This is a genomic window from Streptomyces sp. NPDC037288 (assembly GCF_055603265.1).
This window is the reverse complement of the sequence record NZ_JBVJVY010000045.1, coordinates 1-15,102: the sequence shown is the minus strand read 5'-3', so window position 1 is coordinate 15,102 and position 15,102 is coordinate 1. Positions and strand designations below refer to the sequence as shown.

16 protein-coding genes and 2 pseudogenes are annotated in these 15,102 nt (G+C 68.0%); 5 read left to right on the top strand and 13 right to left on the bottom strand.

The features are described 5' to 3' along the window. Window positions 1-30: 30 nt before the first annotated feature. Both ACZ7GZ_RS34730 and ACZ7GZ_RS34725 read right to left on the bottom strand, forming a co-directional pair. Complete coding sequence (locus ACZ7GZ_RS34730; protein WP_471030444.1) at window positions 31-777, bottom strand: MBL fold metallo-hydrolase; 747 nt, start codon at window positions 775-777, stop codon at window positions 31-33. 109 nt (window positions 778-886) lie between these two features. Further along, a complete protein-coding gene (locus tag ACZ7GZ_RS34725) occupies window positions 887-1,861 on the bottom strand; it encodes a GlxA family transcriptional regulator (RefSeq protein WP_471030442.1) in 975 nt (324 codons plus the stop codon). A 536-nt stretch (window positions 1,862-2,397) separates the two neighbouring features. On the opposite strand from ACZ7GZ_RS34725, the gene ACZ7GZ_RS34720 reads away from it, so the two are divergent. Next, a complete protein-coding gene (locus tag ACZ7GZ_RS34720; protein ID WP_471030440.1) occupies window positions 2,398-3,009 on the top strand; it encodes a hypothetical protein in 612 nt (203 codons plus the stop codon). Window positions 3,010-3,910: 901 nt separating this feature from the next. On the opposite strand, the gene ACZ7GZ_RS34715 is transcribed toward ACZ7GZ_RS34720, so the two are convergent. Both ACZ7GZ_RS34715 and ACZ7GZ_RS34710 read right to left on the bottom strand, forming a co-directional pair. Beyond that, window positions 3,911-4,129, bottom strand: coding sequence for a helix-turn-helix transcriptional regulator (locus tag ACZ7GZ_RS34715; RefSeq protein WP_189952113.1), 219 nt, complete (start codon window positions 4,127-4,129; stop codon window positions 3,911-3,913). 9 nt (window positions 4,130-4,138) lie between these two features. Continuing rightward, on the bottom strand, window positions 4,139-4,546 hold the full coding sequence (locus ACZ7GZ_RS34710; protein ID WP_471030437.1) for a hypothetical protein: 408 nt from the start codon (window positions 4,544-4,546) through the stop codon (window positions 4,139-4,141). Window positions 4,547-4,893: 347 nt separating this feature from the next. Here ACZ7GZ_RS34710 and ACZ7GZ_RS34705 point away from each other — a divergent pair, with 347 nt between their 5' ends. Then, window positions 4,894-5,868 carry an alpha/beta hydrolase family protein gene (locus ACZ7GZ_RS34705; RefSeq protein WP_471030436.1) on the top strand — a complete coding sequence of 325 codons (975 nt, stop codon included), beginning with the start codon at window positions 4,894-4,896 and terminating at the stop codon, window positions 5,866-5,868. Between the two features lie 732 nt (window positions 5,869-6,600). Here the strand turns inward: ACZ7GZ_RS34705 and ACZ7GZ_RS34700 are convergent. The 7 genes and pseudogenes from ACZ7GZ_RS34700 to ACZ7GZ_RS34670 all read right to left on the bottom strand — a co-directional run bounded on the left by ACZ7GZ_RS34700 (window position 6,601) and on the right by ACZ7GZ_RS34670 (window position 12,691). Beyond that, complete coding sequence (locus ACZ7GZ_RS34700) at window positions 6,601-7,137, bottom strand: GNAT family N-acetyltransferase (protein WP_471030433.1); 537 nt, start codon at window positions 7,135-7,137, stop codon at window positions 6,601-6,603. A 118-nt stretch (window positions 7,138-7,255) separates the two neighbouring features. Further along, window positions 7,256-7,902, bottom strand: a pseudogene (locus ACZ7GZ_RS34695) (ATP-binding protein); the annotation flags it as partial. Beyond that, complete coding sequence (locus ACZ7GZ_RS34690) at window positions 7,899-8,930, bottom strand: Mu transposase domain-containing protein (protein ID WP_471030431.1); 1,032 nt, start codon at window positions 8,928-8,930, stop codon at window positions 7,899-7,901. The pseudogene ACZ7GZ_RS34695 and the gene ACZ7GZ_RS34690, both read right to left, overlap by 4 nt. Beyond that, the gene (locus tag ACZ7GZ_RS34685) at window positions 8,884-9,426 is read right to left on the bottom strand and encodes a hypothetical protein (protein ID WP_471030430.1); all 543 of its coding nucleotides are present in this window, start codon (window positions 9,424-9,426) and stop codon (window positions 8,884-8,886) included. The genes ACZ7GZ_RS34690 and ACZ7GZ_RS34685 overlap by 47 nt, the downstream gene beginning before the upstream one ends. A 16-nt stretch (window positions 9,427-9,442) precedes the next feature. Further along, window positions 9,443-10,987: a tyrosine-type recombinase/integrase gene (locus ACZ7GZ_RS34680; RefSeq protein WP_471030428.1), complete on the bottom strand. Its 1,545-nt coding sequence runs from the start codon at window positions 10,985-10,987 to the stop codon at window positions 9,443-9,445. Then, window positions 10,896-11,837: a hypothetical protein gene (locus ACZ7GZ_RS34675; RefSeq protein ID WP_471030426.1), complete on the bottom strand. Its 942-nt coding sequence runs from the start codon at window positions 11,835-11,837 to the stop codon at window positions 10,896-10,898. Before ACZ7GZ_RS34675 ends, ACZ7GZ_RS34680 begins: the two co-directional genes overlap by 92 nt. Beyond that, window positions 11,837-12,691 carry a transposase gene (locus ACZ7GZ_RS34670; RefSeq protein ID WP_471030423.1) on the bottom strand — a complete coding sequence of 285 codons (855 nt, stop codon included), beginning with the start codon at window positions 12,689-12,691 and terminating at the stop codon, window positions 11,837-11,839. The genes ACZ7GZ_RS34675 and ACZ7GZ_RS34670 overlap by 1 nt, the downstream gene beginning before the upstream one ends. Before the next feature lie 121 nt (window positions 12,692-12,812). On the opposite strand from ACZ7GZ_RS34670, the gene ACZ7GZ_RS34665 reads away from it, so the two are divergent. Then, complete coding sequence (locus ACZ7GZ_RS34665) at window positions 12,813-12,983, top strand: DUF5670 family protein (protein ID WP_031174186.1); 171 nt, start codon at window positions 12,813-12,815, stop codon at window positions 12,981-12,983. Window positions 12,984-13,481: 498 nt separating this feature from the next. Here the strand turns inward: ACZ7GZ_RS34665 and ACZ7GZ_RS34660 are convergent. Both ACZ7GZ_RS34660 and ACZ7GZ_RS34655 read right to left on the bottom strand, forming a co-directional pair. Continuing rightward, a pseudogene (locus tag ACZ7GZ_RS34660) lies at window positions 13,482-13,802 on the bottom strand (RNA-guided endonuclease TnpB family protein); the annotation flags it as partial. A gap of 37 nt (window positions 13,803-13,839) precedes the next feature. Then, the gene (locus ACZ7GZ_RS34655; RefSeq protein WP_471030422.1) at window positions 13,840-14,010 is read right to left on the bottom strand and encodes a hypothetical protein; all 171 of its coding nucleotides are present in this window, start codon (window positions 14,008-14,010) and stop codon (window positions 13,840-13,842) included. Between the two features lie 209 nt (window positions 14,011-14,219). Here ACZ7GZ_RS34655 and ACZ7GZ_RS34650 point away from each other — a divergent pair, with 209 nt between their 5' ends. Further along, window positions 14,220-14,390, top strand: coding sequence for a hypothetical protein (locus ACZ7GZ_RS34650; protein ID WP_471030420.1), 171 nt, complete (start codon window positions 14,220-14,222; stop codon window positions 14,388-14,390). A gap of 98 nt (window positions 14,391-14,488) precedes the next feature. Beyond that, entirely contained in the window at window positions 14,489-14,923 is a 435-nt protein-coding gene (locus ACZ7GZ_RS34645; RefSeq protein ID WP_471030418.1) for a hypothetical protein, read from the top strand. The last annotated feature ends 179 nt before the right edge of the window (window positions 14,924-15,102 follow it).

Sequence of the window (15,102 nt, the reverse complement as noted above, 5' to 3'; positions counted from 1 at the left end):
CGTTCCGCTGCCGGGCTGCGAAACGGTGCGTCACTCACTTCGCGTGGTGAGGCGCCCGGCGGCTTCGAGTCGTGCGAGGCGGCCGTGCTCCCGATCGGCCCACTGCCGTACACGGTCGGGATCCAGCGCGGTGCCGTGGCCGACGTGGAGGGCGGTGGGGTTGAGGGCGAGCATCTCGCGGAGGCTGGCGAGGTTCTGCCGGGGGTCGTCGTGGAAGGGCGGGTTGGCGGGCCTGCCGGGGACCAGGCCCATGAAGGAGCCTGCGATCAGGTCGCCAGCGACGAGGTCTCCGTCGTCGGTGAGGACCGAGACCGATCCGGCGGTGTGACCGGGGGTGGGCATGATGCGCGCCGCGAGCCCGAAGTCCTCCAGGCTCGTCTCGCCGCGAATCAGCACGGTCGGTTCGAAGGGCTCGGCCCGAGCGTGGAGCTTCCGGTTGCGAGCCATGAGGCGGCCTATCGGGCCGGTGGGCACGTACGGTTCGCGGACCTGGCCGGAGCGGTACGGCTCGAGGTCGGCGACATGGCCGGCGAGGGGCGCGCCGGTGAGCCGGTGCAGTTCCGCGGCGGAGCCGAAGTGGTCGATGTGGCCGTGGGTGATGACGATCACTGCGACGTCGGTGGGGTCGACGCCGTGGGCGGTGATCTGGTCGTGGATCTTTTGGCCGCTCCCGGGGGTTCCGGCGTCGACGATGACGGGACGGCGGCCGAGCAGCAGGTAGGCGTTGATGTTGTGCTGGCCCATGACCGGGATCGGGACGACCTTCGTGCGGGACATGGTTTTCCTCCGAAGTGTGCTGGTCGATGCCGCGTGCGGGCATGGCGAAGCTCGGCCCGCCGGTGCGCGGCGCGCTCGGTGGCTGGCAGGCCGTGTAGGTAGTGAGGGGTCAGAAGCGGCGGCGGTACTCGGCCGGGGTGGTGCCCAGCCGTCGGCGGAAGACGCGGTGCAGCGTCTCCACGGAGCCGAGGCCGCTGGTGGCGGCGACCTCCGGCAGGCTCCGGTCGCTGTCCTCCAGCAGTCGCCGGGCGGCCTCCAGCCTGGCCGCCTCCACGTAGGCGGCTGGTGTCGTGGAGGTGCGCTGGTGGAACAACCGGGTGAAGTGCCGCGTGCTCAGGTGGGTGCGGGCCGCGAGGGCTTGGAGCGAGAGATCCTCGGCGAGGTGTTCGGCGATCCACCTGCGCAGCTCGTCGATACGGCCGTCCGAGGAGCCCTGGACGGAAAGCGGCACGCTGAACTGGCTCTGCCCGCCGGAGCGTTTGACGTACATCACCATCATCCGGGCGGTCGCGAGCGCGAGGTCCTGGCCATGGTCCTCGGCGACCATGGCGAGCGCCATGTCCATCCCCGAGGTGACGCCGGCGCAGGTCCACACCTGCCCGTCCCGGATAAAGATCGGATCGGGATCGACCCGGATGCCGGGGTGTTCGGCGGCCAGCCGGTCAGCGGTGAGCCAGTGCGTGGTGGCCGGCCGGCCGTCGAGCAGCCTGGCGGCGGCCAGCAGGTGCGCTCCCGCACAGATCGATCCGATCCGCCGGGCCCGGGGTGCAGCACAGCGCAGCCAGTGGGTGACCTCATGGTCGATCACCGGCTCCACGCCGCCGTCGACGAGCTCGATAGCCCCCGACACCAGCAGGGTGTCGATCGGGCCGGTCGCGTCGTCGAGGGTCAGGTCGGCCATCAGCCGGACGCCGCTGGAGGTGGCCACCGGGCGGCCGTCGGCCGTCGCGATCTGCACGAGGTAGCCAGGCCGGTCGGCTCCGGCGACCCTTGAGGCGACTGAGAACACCTCGGCCGGTCCGGTGGCGTCCAGCAGCTCGATGCCGGGGAAGGCGACGATCACGACGCGGTGCGGTTGGGACATGCCCTGATCATTCCGCCCGATCGGACTTGGCCGCAATGACCAGGATCTGTCACATCGGGCCATCGAGAGGGATGGCCGGGCTGGGCCCGCACGCTGACCAGCGCCTTTGCCGTATCCTGACACTCAGTCCGCTCCCGCATCGTCGTCCTCGCCCCCAGTCTCCGCCGGGTCTCGTGCGGGTAGCAGCCCGCCGCTGGCCGGACCGAAGGCGCGGAAGATACGCGAGCTCACCGGTACGAGCCTCCGTCTGCCTTCCGGCGGGAGAGTTCAGCAGCGTAGGCGGCGCGTGTGGATGCCGATTCCTTGGCCCACTTCTCAGCTGCGGAGATGTGCAGTCCGAGCAAGCGGCTGAGCACCACAGCGGGGAGTGCGGCCGAGAGCTGCATCAGGGTGGTGTTGCGGGTGGGTCGAGCCCGGATGCGCATCGCAGTGAGCTTGCGCATGAGTTGCCGGCTGCTGATCGGCTGTCCGCCGGCCTTCCCCGGGAAGAGCCAAGGCTGATCGTCACTGCGTCCGAGGGTCGAGTAGCCGTACCGGTGCTGGACGAACTCCAGGACCACGGCGTAGCCCGCGCCGCCCGCGAGGTCCTGCGCTTCACTCGCGGCACGCCGTCCCAGGACAACCTTCGTGGCCTGCGGCAGGCACTGCGCGCTATGGGGCGCCTGGCCCCGGCCGAACACCACCTGGACATCGTCACCGCCCACGACGAGATCGTCGACGCCGCCGAGGAACTCGCCGCCGCCCGCCAGGACTTCCCCGCCCGCCGGGCCGCACTCGCGCACATCGACGCCGCACTCAACCAGGCCGAGAAGGTGATGCTCACCCTCGACCCGGCCACGGCATGCCCGTTCCGCGCTACCGACATCCCCGCCACCCCCGAGGACATCAAGGCCTCCGCCGTCGCCCGCAACGCCGCCAGCTTCACCGACTGGTACGCCGAGACCCGAAGCATCAGGGGCGGCGCGCCCGCCGTGCGCGTCCACTGCCGCTCCGACCAAACAGCGTCTGTTCAGCACCTCCGTGGACTGCTGGTGCTGGCTGAGGTGCTGGAGCCGCGCAAGGAGCAACTGGCCCAGTTCAAGCTGGACATCAGGGTGTGTCTCGACGTGGTGACGGACCCGTACGACAAGACTGTCCTTGCCCGATAAGCACCCTGGCATCTCATGCCCCTCGCTCACCACCGCCTCGAACGGTCCGGTTTCAACCGGTTCCCGCGCGAGCATCTCGCCGCAAGTTGCAGACGGCACACGTGTTGTTCACCCACATCCGCCGTCGCGGCAGCACTCTCGACAGCGTCACCCAGCCCCTCGTCGATCGATGGCTGATCGCAAAACAAGCCCCGCCAGAACCAGGCCCGCTCCTTCTTGCTCTGGGCCGCCACCTCCCACTTGATCCCTCTTGAACGTCGCGATCGCCACCGCGGCCAGGACCGTCGACCGGTCGATCACGAGCGATGCCGACCGGATCCTCACCGCTCTCCGCCTGGAGACCGACGAGTCCGAGCACATCACCGACCGCGTGGCTGGTTGTCTCGTCCTGCAATACGGGCTGCGAACTGACCGACTCGTGAGCCTCACGACCGACCACGTCCTGGTCGACCCAGAGGAGCCCGGCGTCCTCGGTCTTCAACTCGGCCGAGATCCGCTCTGGCTCCGGCCGCGGCTGTCGGCATTGCTCCAACGGCTGATCAACGAACGACGTCCACTGGCCGCCCCGCTCAGGACCCGCGAGACACCCTGCCTTCTCCCCGGCCTCCGCCTCGACCAGCCCATGACCTCCAACACTCTGCAGAGACGACTGACCCGCCTGGGAATCACCAGCACCAGCAAGGCCCGCAATGGGGCATGGCTCGCCATGGTCGGCGCCGTCCACTGGGAGATGCTCGCCGATCTCCTCGGCCTCGCCGACGGCACGGCCCACAACTGGCACAAGCTCAACGGGGGAGACCGCGCCAGCTACGTCGCCAGCCGACTCAATGCCTCTCAAGCACCCAGGGGGCGCGAGGAGACACCAGCCCCGGCACTTGACGTCCTAGCCATCCATCACATGTCAGGCCGGGTTGTCCGTCGTTTCCGTCCGGTCGGGATGGAAGATTTCCTCGATGGTCAGGCCGAAGACGTCGGCGATGGTGAACGCCAGAGGCAGGCTGGGATCGTACCGCTCGGTTTCGATGGCGTTGATGGCCTGCCGGGAGACTTGGCACCGGTCGGCCAGGTCGGCCTGGCTCCATCGGCGAGCTGCACGCAGTTCGCGTAGTCGGTTCTTCACAATGCGCCGTCACCGGTTCAGGCGGGTACGCAGGTCGGCGATCGTCATCCAGATGGCTACGCCACCGAGGAGGATCAACTGCGCGAGCTGATGGAGCTGGACGATGCCTGCGGCATCGAGCAGGGTAGCCACTTGCAGCCCCACGAGGACTGCGGCGAACGCGATGGCCATGCTCTCCAACTGAATCCTGCGCAGGTATTCGTCTGCGCGCCGGAATGCCCGCAGCAGCACCCAGGCGATCGCGAGGGTGAAGACGGCGGTGGTTGCGATCCACCACGCCTTCTGGGCGGTGCTCTGATGGGGGTTGCTGCCCAGTGCCAGGGCTATCACGCCCAAAGTAGACACGGGTATGCCGTCGATGAGTACCGCGCGGCGGGCCGCGCGCGTCACCTGGTCCTGCTGTACCTGCTTTGTCATGTGGATGAATGTAAGGTGTCCCTTCCATCAGGTCAAGCGACCTTGACTTGATGGAAGGTACGCCTTACATTTCTGGGATGTTGAACCAAAGGCGGCTCCTGACCCGCCGGGCGCTGCTCGGTACCGCCGTAGCGTCAGCCATCGCTTCCGTCCCGATGGCCACCGCGGCATCCGCTCAGTCGCGACCCGCCGCGGACGCGCCGGTTGCCGCCAGCCTCACGCCGAGTCCGGTGCGGCTTACCCTGCCCGCACCAACCGGTCCGCATCCCCTGGGCACGGTCGCGGTGCACCTGGTCGACCGGTCGCGCGTCGATCCCTGGCAGGATTCCCGCCCGGCTCGGGAACTCATGATCCAGCTCTGGTACCCCGCACGCACCGCCCATGGCCACCCGCCCGCGCCGTGGATGACACCCGGCGCCAGCACCTTCTTCGAGCGGGAACAGGGCATCCCGTCCGGCACGCTGCAGCTGCCCACCACGCACGCCCATCTGGCCGCACCGGTGGATCGCGGCCGGTGCGGAAAACCGGTCGTCGTGTACTCACCGGGCCTGCACAGCGACCGCAGCCTCGGCACGGTTCTGATCGAGGAACTAGCCAGCCACGGCTACCTGGTCGTGGCCATCGACCACACCTACGACGCCGACCAAGTCGAGTTTCCCGACGGCCGGGTGGAAACCTTCGCCATTACCGGCGACATCGACGATGCCCTGATCGCCAAGGCCCTCGCTGTCCGCACCGCGGACACCCGGTTCGTGCTGGACCAGCTCACCGCGCTCAACGCCGGACAGAACACCGACGCCGGACGGCGACCCCTGCCACCCACCCTCACCGGCGCGTTCGACCTGTCCCGCATCGGCATGCTCGGCCACTCCCTCGGTGGCGCCACAGCCGCCGCAGCCATCCGCGCCGACCGGCGCCTGCGCGCCGGAGCCAACCTGGACGGCAGCCTCCTACCACCCGTCACCGCCGGCACCGACCGGCCATTCCTTCTCTTCGGCAGCGACCCCCGCCCAGGCCCGGAGGATCCCAGCTGGGATCAGTTCTGGACCAGCCAGTACGGCTGGAAACGCGAACTGGCCCTCATCGGCTCCACCCACACCTCGTTCACCGACCTGGAAACACTGCTACCCCAGGCCGCGCCCGCCCTCGGGCTGACGCCCAGCCAGGTGACGCAAGCAATCGGCACCCTCGACCCGCACCACGCCATCCACGCCCAACGCGACTACATACGAGCATTCTTCGACCTTCATCTACGCCACCTCGACAACCAGCTGCTCCAGCACCCCTCACCCCGCTACCCGCAAATCCGGTTCTTCAGATGAGGCATTCGCCATACCCGCACCACGGTCACCCCTTCAGACCTACGGTGATCCCGAGCCTGAATCGACGACACCTCGGGCGGCCCGCACCCGCCATCGAGGCCGGCGGCCCGGCACCCCGGCCAGCTGACCGTGGTGGCCTGCGCTGACCACATCCGTGACGGCGAGCCAGCCGCAGCCTGATCTGAACCCTGTCGAATTGTCGCACCAGGAACCCCGCCCGCATCAATGCCCGGGCTACACACCCAACCCGACTGCGAGAGCAGCTTGGAAGAGGCCCACAGATCTGACGACACCGAGACTGTGCTGGGCTCTCGGACTGTCACTGCCTGCCCGCTACCGCGACCTCGAAGCAAAGATCGGTCACCGCTTCAAGCAGAGCCACAGCCTCGCGGAGGTCTACGCAGGGGCTGAGCGGCTCGAGCGCGAGGGAGGCCCCCTGGTCTGGAAACCGCGGCGACGCCGTCCGGCAGGAACTCGGCGCCGCAGCGGCCGACGACTACCTCGCTCGCCTCGCTCTCACCACCTGATCCCGGATCACGCGGGGTGGGATTCGCATATCGTGCGCCGGCGCGGCACTGGTGGCTTCGTAACCGAGAGCCGACACCGTTTGTCCCCGAGTTTGGGCAGCACTTGTTGATCGCAGAGCCGGAAAATGTTGGTGAGAACTGATACCGGTGCGGGATGGGTGAACTCTTTGTCACCGCGCTGGGTGGTTCTTGCTGAAGGGGTCCGTCACATAGGGAGCGAGAACAGCCGTACTGGTCCTGAGGGCCAGCGGGCGTCGTCGCGCAGGGGCGTCACCATGGTCCGCAGCGGCATGGTCACCAGGCGGGCTTCGGGTTGTTCGACGAGTACGTCCTTGTCGAGCGGGTGCCATCCGAGGCGCTGGTAGAGCGGCACGAGGGGAGGTCGGCAGAACAGGAGCGCGTGCTGAGGCCCCATCGTGCGGGCGTGCTCCAGTGCAGTTGCGACGACGAGCCGCGCCAGCCCCTGACCTTGCATGCCGGGTGCGACGGCCACCCCGCCGACGCCCACCACCTCTGTCTCGGCGTCGCCGATCGCGACAGGCAGTCGCAGCAGGCCAGCGTGTGCCACGAGCCGGCCGTCGTGTCTGATGCCGAAGTGCTCTTCTTTCGGCAGCCAGGTCAGACCGGTCGAGGCGACACCGAAGGGATCATCGCTGTTGCCAAGGATCTCTTCCTGGTCCGCCTTCGTGTACTGGGCAAGGCGCACCACAGTCGCTGCCACAGGGGATCGGTTCTCAGACATTCCCACATGATGATCTCTCCGCCAAGCACCGGCCAAGCGAGTCCCCAGCCGATCTGCGCCGTCCAGAGCAGGGGGTTCAGGCCAAGTGGGCATGGTTCGCCTCCGAGACCGGAGACGTGAAACTCTCGTTCGAGGCGATGGCGACGCTGTTCTTCTCCTCACGCTCTGTCAGAACCTGGAAGAGCAGCTCAGCGCCGCTGCGGTCCAGCTCCATATAGCCCAGCTCATCGATGCACAAAAGATCGACGCGGCCGTATCGGGCGATGGTCTTGGTCAGCTGCTTCTCGTCCGCGGCCTCGACCAGCTCGTTGACGAGTTTGGTGGCGAGTGTGTGGCGGATCCGGTAGCCGGCCATCGCAGCTTCGGTGCCCAGCGCGATCAGCAGGTGCGACTTGCCGGTGCCCGAGTCACCGATCAGGCAGAGCGGCAGGACCTTCTTGACCCACTCGCAGGTCGCCAGGGTGTGGATGACCGCCGGATCCACGCTGGGGTTCGCCTCGAAGTCGAAGGCCCGCAGGATTTCTCGCGTGGGAACTGGGCGGCCTTGATCCGCCGCTCCGAACGGCGACGGGCCCTATCGTCGCACTCGGCCATCAGCAGTTCGGCGAGGAGACCGCGATACGACATCTGGTCACGAGCGGCGGCTTCGGCCAGCTGGGGGAACTGGGCCCGGATGGTCGGCAGCCGCAGCATCCGGCATGCCTGGTCGACAGCAGCGTCGGCGGGCTGTTCGGTCAGCCCGCGGTGGCGTTTGAACGTCGTCATGGCGTTTCTCCCTCGACGGCAAAGTGGTCGGCCGGCCGCCTCGGTCGCAGCAGCTGGTCGTAGGCCGCGACCGAGGGCAGCGGCCGGTTGTCGGGCGGCAGGTGGGCCAGGCGCCGTTCGGTCAGGAACGTCACACTCGCCCGGTCCGGCTCCGGATCTGCCGTCGTGGCCGGCGCATCGTCGGCCTCGGCGGCCTTGCGGGCTTCCAGAGCGACCGCGTCCGCGGTCAGGGCGCCTGCCCGGAGGGCGGCGGCGAGCCCAGTCACCAGGCACTCATGATGAAGATGCCGTCCCAGCAGCAGGACCTCGATCAGAGCGCGGGTGCCATCCCGGTCACCGTGGGCCTTGCAGGCAGCGGCCCACCAGGCGTCATGGACGGGAGTGAACTTGCCTGCGGCGCGGGCTTGTTCCAGCGCGGTCGCACCGGGAAAGGCGCCAGGCTTGCGGACCAGGGCTTCCAGGTAGTGGTCCAGTTCCAGGCAGGGCTGGCCCTTGGCGATGAGCCGCTTGTGCCGGGCGACTTCCTTGCGGCCGTCATAGACGACGACTTCGGAGGCGTGCAGCATCACCCGAACGGTGCGGCCGATCAGTCCCACCGGCACCGAGTAGCGGTTCGTGCGGACGCTGACCTGCGCGTATCTGTCCACCCGGAGACTGAACAGCCGACCGGTCTCGAACGGCTCGTTGGGCAGCGGCTGCAGCAGCGGGCGTTCGACGGCGAAGTACTCGCCGATCGTCCTGGGCCGTGACCGGATGCGGCGGTCATCGTCCTCGGCGTCCCATCGCTCGACCATCGCGTTGAGTTCGGCGAGGGAGTCGACTTCCGGGACGGGGACGAGGTGGTTCCGGCGGAACCACCCGATCTGCCCCTCCACCCCGCCCTTCTCATGGGCTCCTTCGAGGCCCGGGCGGCAGTACATGCTTTCGAACCCGTATTCTCTGAACTTCGCTTCTGAATACTGAAGTTCAGCCCGATGGTGGTCAGGGCAGCAGTTGGCGCGTCTCGATCCAAGGAAGAAGCCGATCACGCGTTGGGCCGGGCTGCAGATGGCCGATGAGCCACTTCAGGTGCCCTGTCAGGTTCTTGTGCCGCCGCAGCTCGCGGATCTGTTCGATGGGAAGCTCGTGCCAGTTGGTGGCGAGGGTCGCCGCATCTGATGGCGACATCGCCAGTGCGGCGAGTGTGTCGGCGCCCAATTCTTCTGGACTCCAGTCGAAGTTCTCGTCCTCGGGACCGAGGTGTTCGATCACCCACGTTCGCAGCATGAATTCCTGCTGGAGCTCGCGCGCTGATCCCTCTGCGCCGTCGCCGAGCATGCGCCGGTTCGCCAGCAGCGACAGCTCAGCCCAGTGCCGACGCACTTCGCGGGGCCCGCTGGAGTCGTAGGCGTGTTGCTGGGCAACAACGCGGACCAATTCGAGCTGAGACCAGCCGTGAGCGTCCGCAGTGAACGCCTGGAGGCGTTCGATTGGCCAAGTACTCAGATCACGCTCTGGTTCCCTTTGATCTGAATCGGTGCTCACTGGGCGTCGCTCCTGGTCATGGGGATGCCGAGACCGACGGCGGTTCGTTGCTGGGAACGCCGGTCGATCTGGGCGAGCTTATCCTCAGAGCCGGCGAGGCTGACCTTGAGTCCTTCGACCGCGCCGAGCCAGCCCTCACGCTCGGCTTCGGCGATGCGGGCGAGGAGGTTGTCGCGGATCTCGACGAGGCGGTCGCGTTGGGCGGGTCGGGCCAGAGCATCGGGCAGCGGACGCAGGCGTGTTCGTGGATGCAGGGGGTGCTGAACGAGCGGCCGCAGGTGCCGATGGAGACCTTGCGCCGCTCGAAGTGGCCCAGGAACTCGGTCCACTCCTCGTCGGTCGGGACGCGGTATTCATCGGTTGGCCGCATGGCTCGTCGACGGGCCAGGAAGGCCAGGCGGGCTTGGACGGCCTCGTCGGGATAAACCGCCTTGTAGCTGAGGGTGACGTTGATGTCCTGGTGTCCGGCGATGACCTGGGCGATGTGCGGGGGCAGGCCGCCGAGGACGGCGTCGGTGATGAACAGACGGCGGAAGTCGTGCGGCGTGAAGTGCAACGGGCCGCCGGTGACGGAGTCCGCCAAACCGGTGTGTGCGAGGGCGGTGGTAAGCACCTTCCGGACGGCGCCCGAGCTGATCGCCCGGTTCTCGTAGCCGCGGTGTCGCTGGAACAGCAGTGGTGCGGGCGGCAGCCAAGTGCGCTCGTAGTGGTCGTAGGCGGGGACCAGGGGGACTCGGCTGTTCTTGTCGCGGACCCGGCGGATGATCGTGGAGAGGACCTCGGCGAGTTCGGGGCTGACGACCAGGAGCCGTTCCGTGTCGGTCTTCGACGGAACGATCTGCAGGAGCGGGATGAGCTCGCCGGTGGTGGGCAGCCGGTATTGGATCAGGCTGTGGTGGCAGAGCTCGGTGAGTTCCTCGACCCGGATGCCGGTGGCCCGCAGCACCTCGACGATGGCGAAGGCCCAAAAGGCGTGGTCCTCCTCGCGTCCGAGATCGCGTCGGTGCCCGGTGACGGGGTCCTCGGCCAGCACTTTGGCGGCCGCCGACCGCCTTGGGGCGACGCGCACCAATGTCTGGCCTGCGGCGGTGAACATCTCGCCCGGTGCAGCCTCGCGGGCGGCGGCCAACACGGTGGCGGTGTCCTTGCGGCGCTGGTCAACGCTGCGGACCAGGAGCGGCAGCACGGGCAGCCGCTCGCGGGTGCGGGCATCCATCCGTGATTTGCGGCGCCGCTTGTCCTTCTTGCGGTTGATCTCCTCGCTGCCGACCGGGCAGGGGGCGACCCAGCCGGCCCAGCGGGCGGGATCTTCAACGGCCCAGTGCGCCAGGTCCAGGTAGAAGGCCCGCACCGGGGTCAGGCACTCGCGGTAGTTGATCCGAGGTGCCTCGGTGGTGATCCGGCGGCCGTCCGGGGTGCGAACGGTCTTGGTGGTGGTGCGAAGCCGCTGCTTCCAGGCGTCGGCGACATCAGTCGGCAGGTGCAGACTGTCGATGCCCGGGTGGTGCCGTTCCAGGTCGGACCAGAACAGCTTGGCCAGGTAGTACGACAGCGCATCCAAGCTGTTGTAGTCCAGTGCCGGCTGGCGTTCTCGCAGGTAGGTCGCGGACGGGGCGGCAGGCGATGCTGTAGCGGTCGATCAGCTGCTCGGGCGTGCGCTGTCCGCCCGTTCGGAGTTCGCGCAGCGTCGCCGGAGCCCGATCGTCGAAGACACCCAGGTCGTGCAGGACACGGTAGAACAGGTGGGTGGCTCCGACAGAGGTGCCGCGCAGATCGGCCTCGATGTCCGGCAGCTCCAAGACGTCGCCCGGGACGATGTCAGCGATGATGCCGCCCTTGGCGACGAGGATCTGGGGAGCGCGATATGCGGTGCGGGTCGCCGCGGCCGTGTTGATGCTCGGGTCCGTAGCGCAGCGTTCTCGCAGTCGAGCGAAGCCGGTGGGGTCGCGGTGCTGGGCGAGCATGCCGACGAGCGCGCTGCTGCGAAGCGACGAGGTGATCAACCAGGGCAGTGAAGGCCGGACGGGGTCGGCGCAAAGAGCGGGGTGCACCGCCCGGAAGAAGGACTCCTGGCGCCAGGGAACCTCGTGTCCGCGCTCACGCATCCAACGCTGCGGGATCTCCCGCCAGTTGGCGCCGTCGTCGTCGGCGCCGCTGGCCAGCCAACGTTCCTGCCAGGTGGCGCCGGGCTGATCGGCCAGCCAGTCCAGCAGCAGGCCAAGCCCGAACTTGCGACCGTTGTTGTCGCAAGCCGGGGCGAAGGGCTCGGCGGCAAGCCGGCCCCAGACCTCCTCGCGGCTCTGCCCGGTCGCGGGCCATGCCTCCTCCCGCGGCCGTGCTCGGACCAACTCCGTGACCGGCCGCGGCGGCGAAGGCGCCGCGGCCTGCTCGGTCTCCAGCATCATGGTCATCAGCGGGCCGTCCCGAGCACGTCCAGCGACTCGGCCGAGTAGCCAGGGGCAGCGGCGGGTGCGGTGCGAGCAGCGGCCTGCCTCGTCTGCTCGGCGTGATGGGTCAGCAGCCGCCGGATGACCTCTTCCTTGCGGGGCGTGAGATAGACCTGGGTGGTGGTCAACTGGGCGGGACCAAGGACGGATTGAGACGTCTCCAGTAGTTCAGTCAACGGGTAGTGCGACCGGAAGGCGATCCACCGGTCGGTCTCCACCCTCGCCCGGCTCAGCCCCAGCACCTGGGCGACGACGGCCTTGAGGTTGTCGTAGCGCACCCGGCCCCGAGGAACCCCGCCCAGCGCGCGTAGCGCGTGCGCGTGCCCCTCAAAGAAGGGTTCCTGACCAGCGGAGGCGAACACCCGGTGGACGGCCTTGCCCGAATACGACAGGCGGAAGGAGAACAGGTAGCAGGTCACCAGTTCTCCCGCCAGCCGCACGGCCACGTCGCCGAAGTCGACCTCCGCCTCCATGCCGGGCGGATGGGTCTGCGGGATGAGCGCCTCGATGGGCGCCTTGCCCGCCTCCACCGCGATCCGCGGCTTCCGGTCGGCGACATAGCGCCTGACCATCGGATAGGACACGTCGGCACCGTGTTCCTCGATCAGCCGGTGAAAGATCCGGGTGACCGTATGCCGCTGCTTGCGCGGCGCGTCCAGGTCCGCCCGCAGGATCCCGTCGATCACCGCCTTGTACGGATCCAGCGCCGATGACCGCGGCGGCAGCGGCTTGCGCGGCTCCGGCCAGGCCGAGTCCAGGGCCTTGCGCACCGTCCGCCAGGCAACATTGTGCTTGCGCTCCAACTCCCGCATCGTCATGCCGGCTCGGTGGTCCCGCCGAATCGCCGCGTATATGCCCCTCATTCCTTGGAAGTAACTCATATTTTTTGTGCTTGTAGGGCTGAAGCAAGGGCATCCGGTGGCCAGGAGGTTGATAACGATGGTTCCCCTGCTTCTGGTTCTTCTGCTGGCTCTGATCCTCTTCGGCGCGGGCTTCGCCCTGAAGGCACTGTGGTGGATCGCGGTGATCGTGCTCATCGTGTGGCTGCTCGGCTTCGTCGTCCGCTCCGCGGACAGCGCAGGCCGCAAGGGCCGCTGGTACCGCTGGTAGACGAATGACACCCGGCGCGAGGAGCGCGCCACGCGCGAGCAATGGTGGGCCCGGCCGGCACGGCCGGGCCCACTGGCGTGAAAGAGAAGCTTCCTTGCGGCGGTGGGAGGGATCGGGCTTATCGGACGCACCGCAGGGTACGTGAGTCATGCACCTGCCCCGCAGACTCAGCAGTGGAACCCTGCTCCTCCGGTCTGCGAGGTAGGTGCGTATCGGGCGTGCATCTGGTTCGGCCGGGTGGCCAGGCCACGCGGCTCGACCCCGGCGACCATGTCCAACAGACCACACGCCCTCCATCTCGACCGCGATAATGCCGACGGCCCGCAGCCAGGGCACGGCTGCGGGCTCGGAAACGGCGGCTCGGTCAGCAGCAGCCGCACCGAATGCTTCGATGAGTGCCAATTCGAGGGCGATCCGGTCCTGCTCGATGAGATTGCCCGTGAGATGGCCCCGCTGGTGGCGCCTGGCACTGAAGTCCTGGCCGACTTGGAGATGGGCGGCATCCCCGTGGCAGCCGTCCCCGTCCTTGGGAAAGTCCACGGTGTCGAAGTACCCGACGCCCTTGAAGCGTGGGTACCCGGGCTTCTTACCGGCCTTCACCCGACGGAAGAATGCGGCGAACGCCTTGTCCAGCCGGCGCAGCGTGGCCTGCTGCGAGGAGAACGACCAGCGGCCCTGACGATCCGGCTCGAACGTCCGGATTTCCTTGAGCTGAGAGGACTGGTCACCGCACGTGGCGCTCGTCTTCGAGACGTTCCTGTAGGCGTCGCGACGCTCCTGTAACGCACCGTTGTAGAGCGAGCAGTGATCCCGCAGCATCATCCACGTTGGCCCTGTTGAGGCCGTACTGGATCAGCTACTCCGGCGCTGGCGGACGACGCTCCTCACCCTGCCGTCGCTCAGTCTCGCGTCGTTCCTCATCGGCGATCCACTGGTCGATGGCAGCGAGCTGGCGGGCGGTGTGCTCGGCGACGACGCGTCGGGCGAAGCGGAGTGCGTCGAGCCGCGATAGCTGTTGATCTTCCATGTGCCGGTGATCCGGCTACCCGACCACACGGCCGCTGTGAGTGGACCACCGGGCCGCAAGGCGGGAGCGTCGCCTCCGACTACATGCGCGTAGATGGCGACGAGACCACGCCCCACCACGGCGCGGGCGCCGTGCGGGGGTCTCTCGTCGGCTAGTGGGGTAAGGATGGGGAGACCTTCAAGGTCGGTGAGCACTACACCGAACGGGGTTTGGGCGACGATCCGCTCAAGGGCCGGACGCTGTTCCTTGGCATCAACGACGACGGTTTCGCCGACAACTCCGGAACCCTGAACGTCCGCTTGGGCGAAGAGACATCAGCGGGGGACGTCACGTCCCCCGCCTACCGCTACGACCCCGCCAACGGGTGGGTCCAGAACTAGTTTGAGTCATCCGTGGCCTCGTTGGGTGATACCTCCCATGGAGTCCTGTTCGGGCTGGTAGGAGTGGGTATCCCGTGACCTGCTTCTAGGAGGCCGATGTGCCCGCCGGTGTATGGACAGACGAAGTGCTGGACCCGATGCGGGTCGCCGGTGATCCGGTGGGCGATACCGCGATCGCCGAGATCTACGAGCTGGGGCGGCAGGAAGAGGTACGGCAGGCGCTGCTCGGGTTCGGCAAGAACAGCGACGCACTGCCCGCCAGCCTGCCGCCCCAGCTCCACAGGTACTTCGGGCAAACCTCCGTACTGCCCGAGTGGGCCGACCGGGAGCTGATCGAGCGCGGCCGCACCTTGTTGGGCCGCTACGAGGCGCTGGTCGTCTCGACCCTGCTGTGCGCCTCCCTCCCGCTGTGCTACGGCTGCGCAGACGGCGCTCAGGTGCTCGCCCGTTCCCAGCGTCTGACCTCGGGGGTGTACCGCAGGCTGATGGAAACCTCGCAGTTCGTGGTCGACGTCCTACCGGTAGTTCGTTAAATCCGGCGGTGGTGTGGGTTGGCGGCAGGTCGGGTTGGCCGTAGGCCGGTGGGAGGAGTCAACTTCCTTACTGGGGGCTGAAGATGACCGCTCGCCGTCCGTGTCCGCCTGCGCCGGGGCCGTTGGAGGACTACGCGGCCCGGTTCGACGACCTCTTCTTCAGTCTCGCCCAGCGGCGG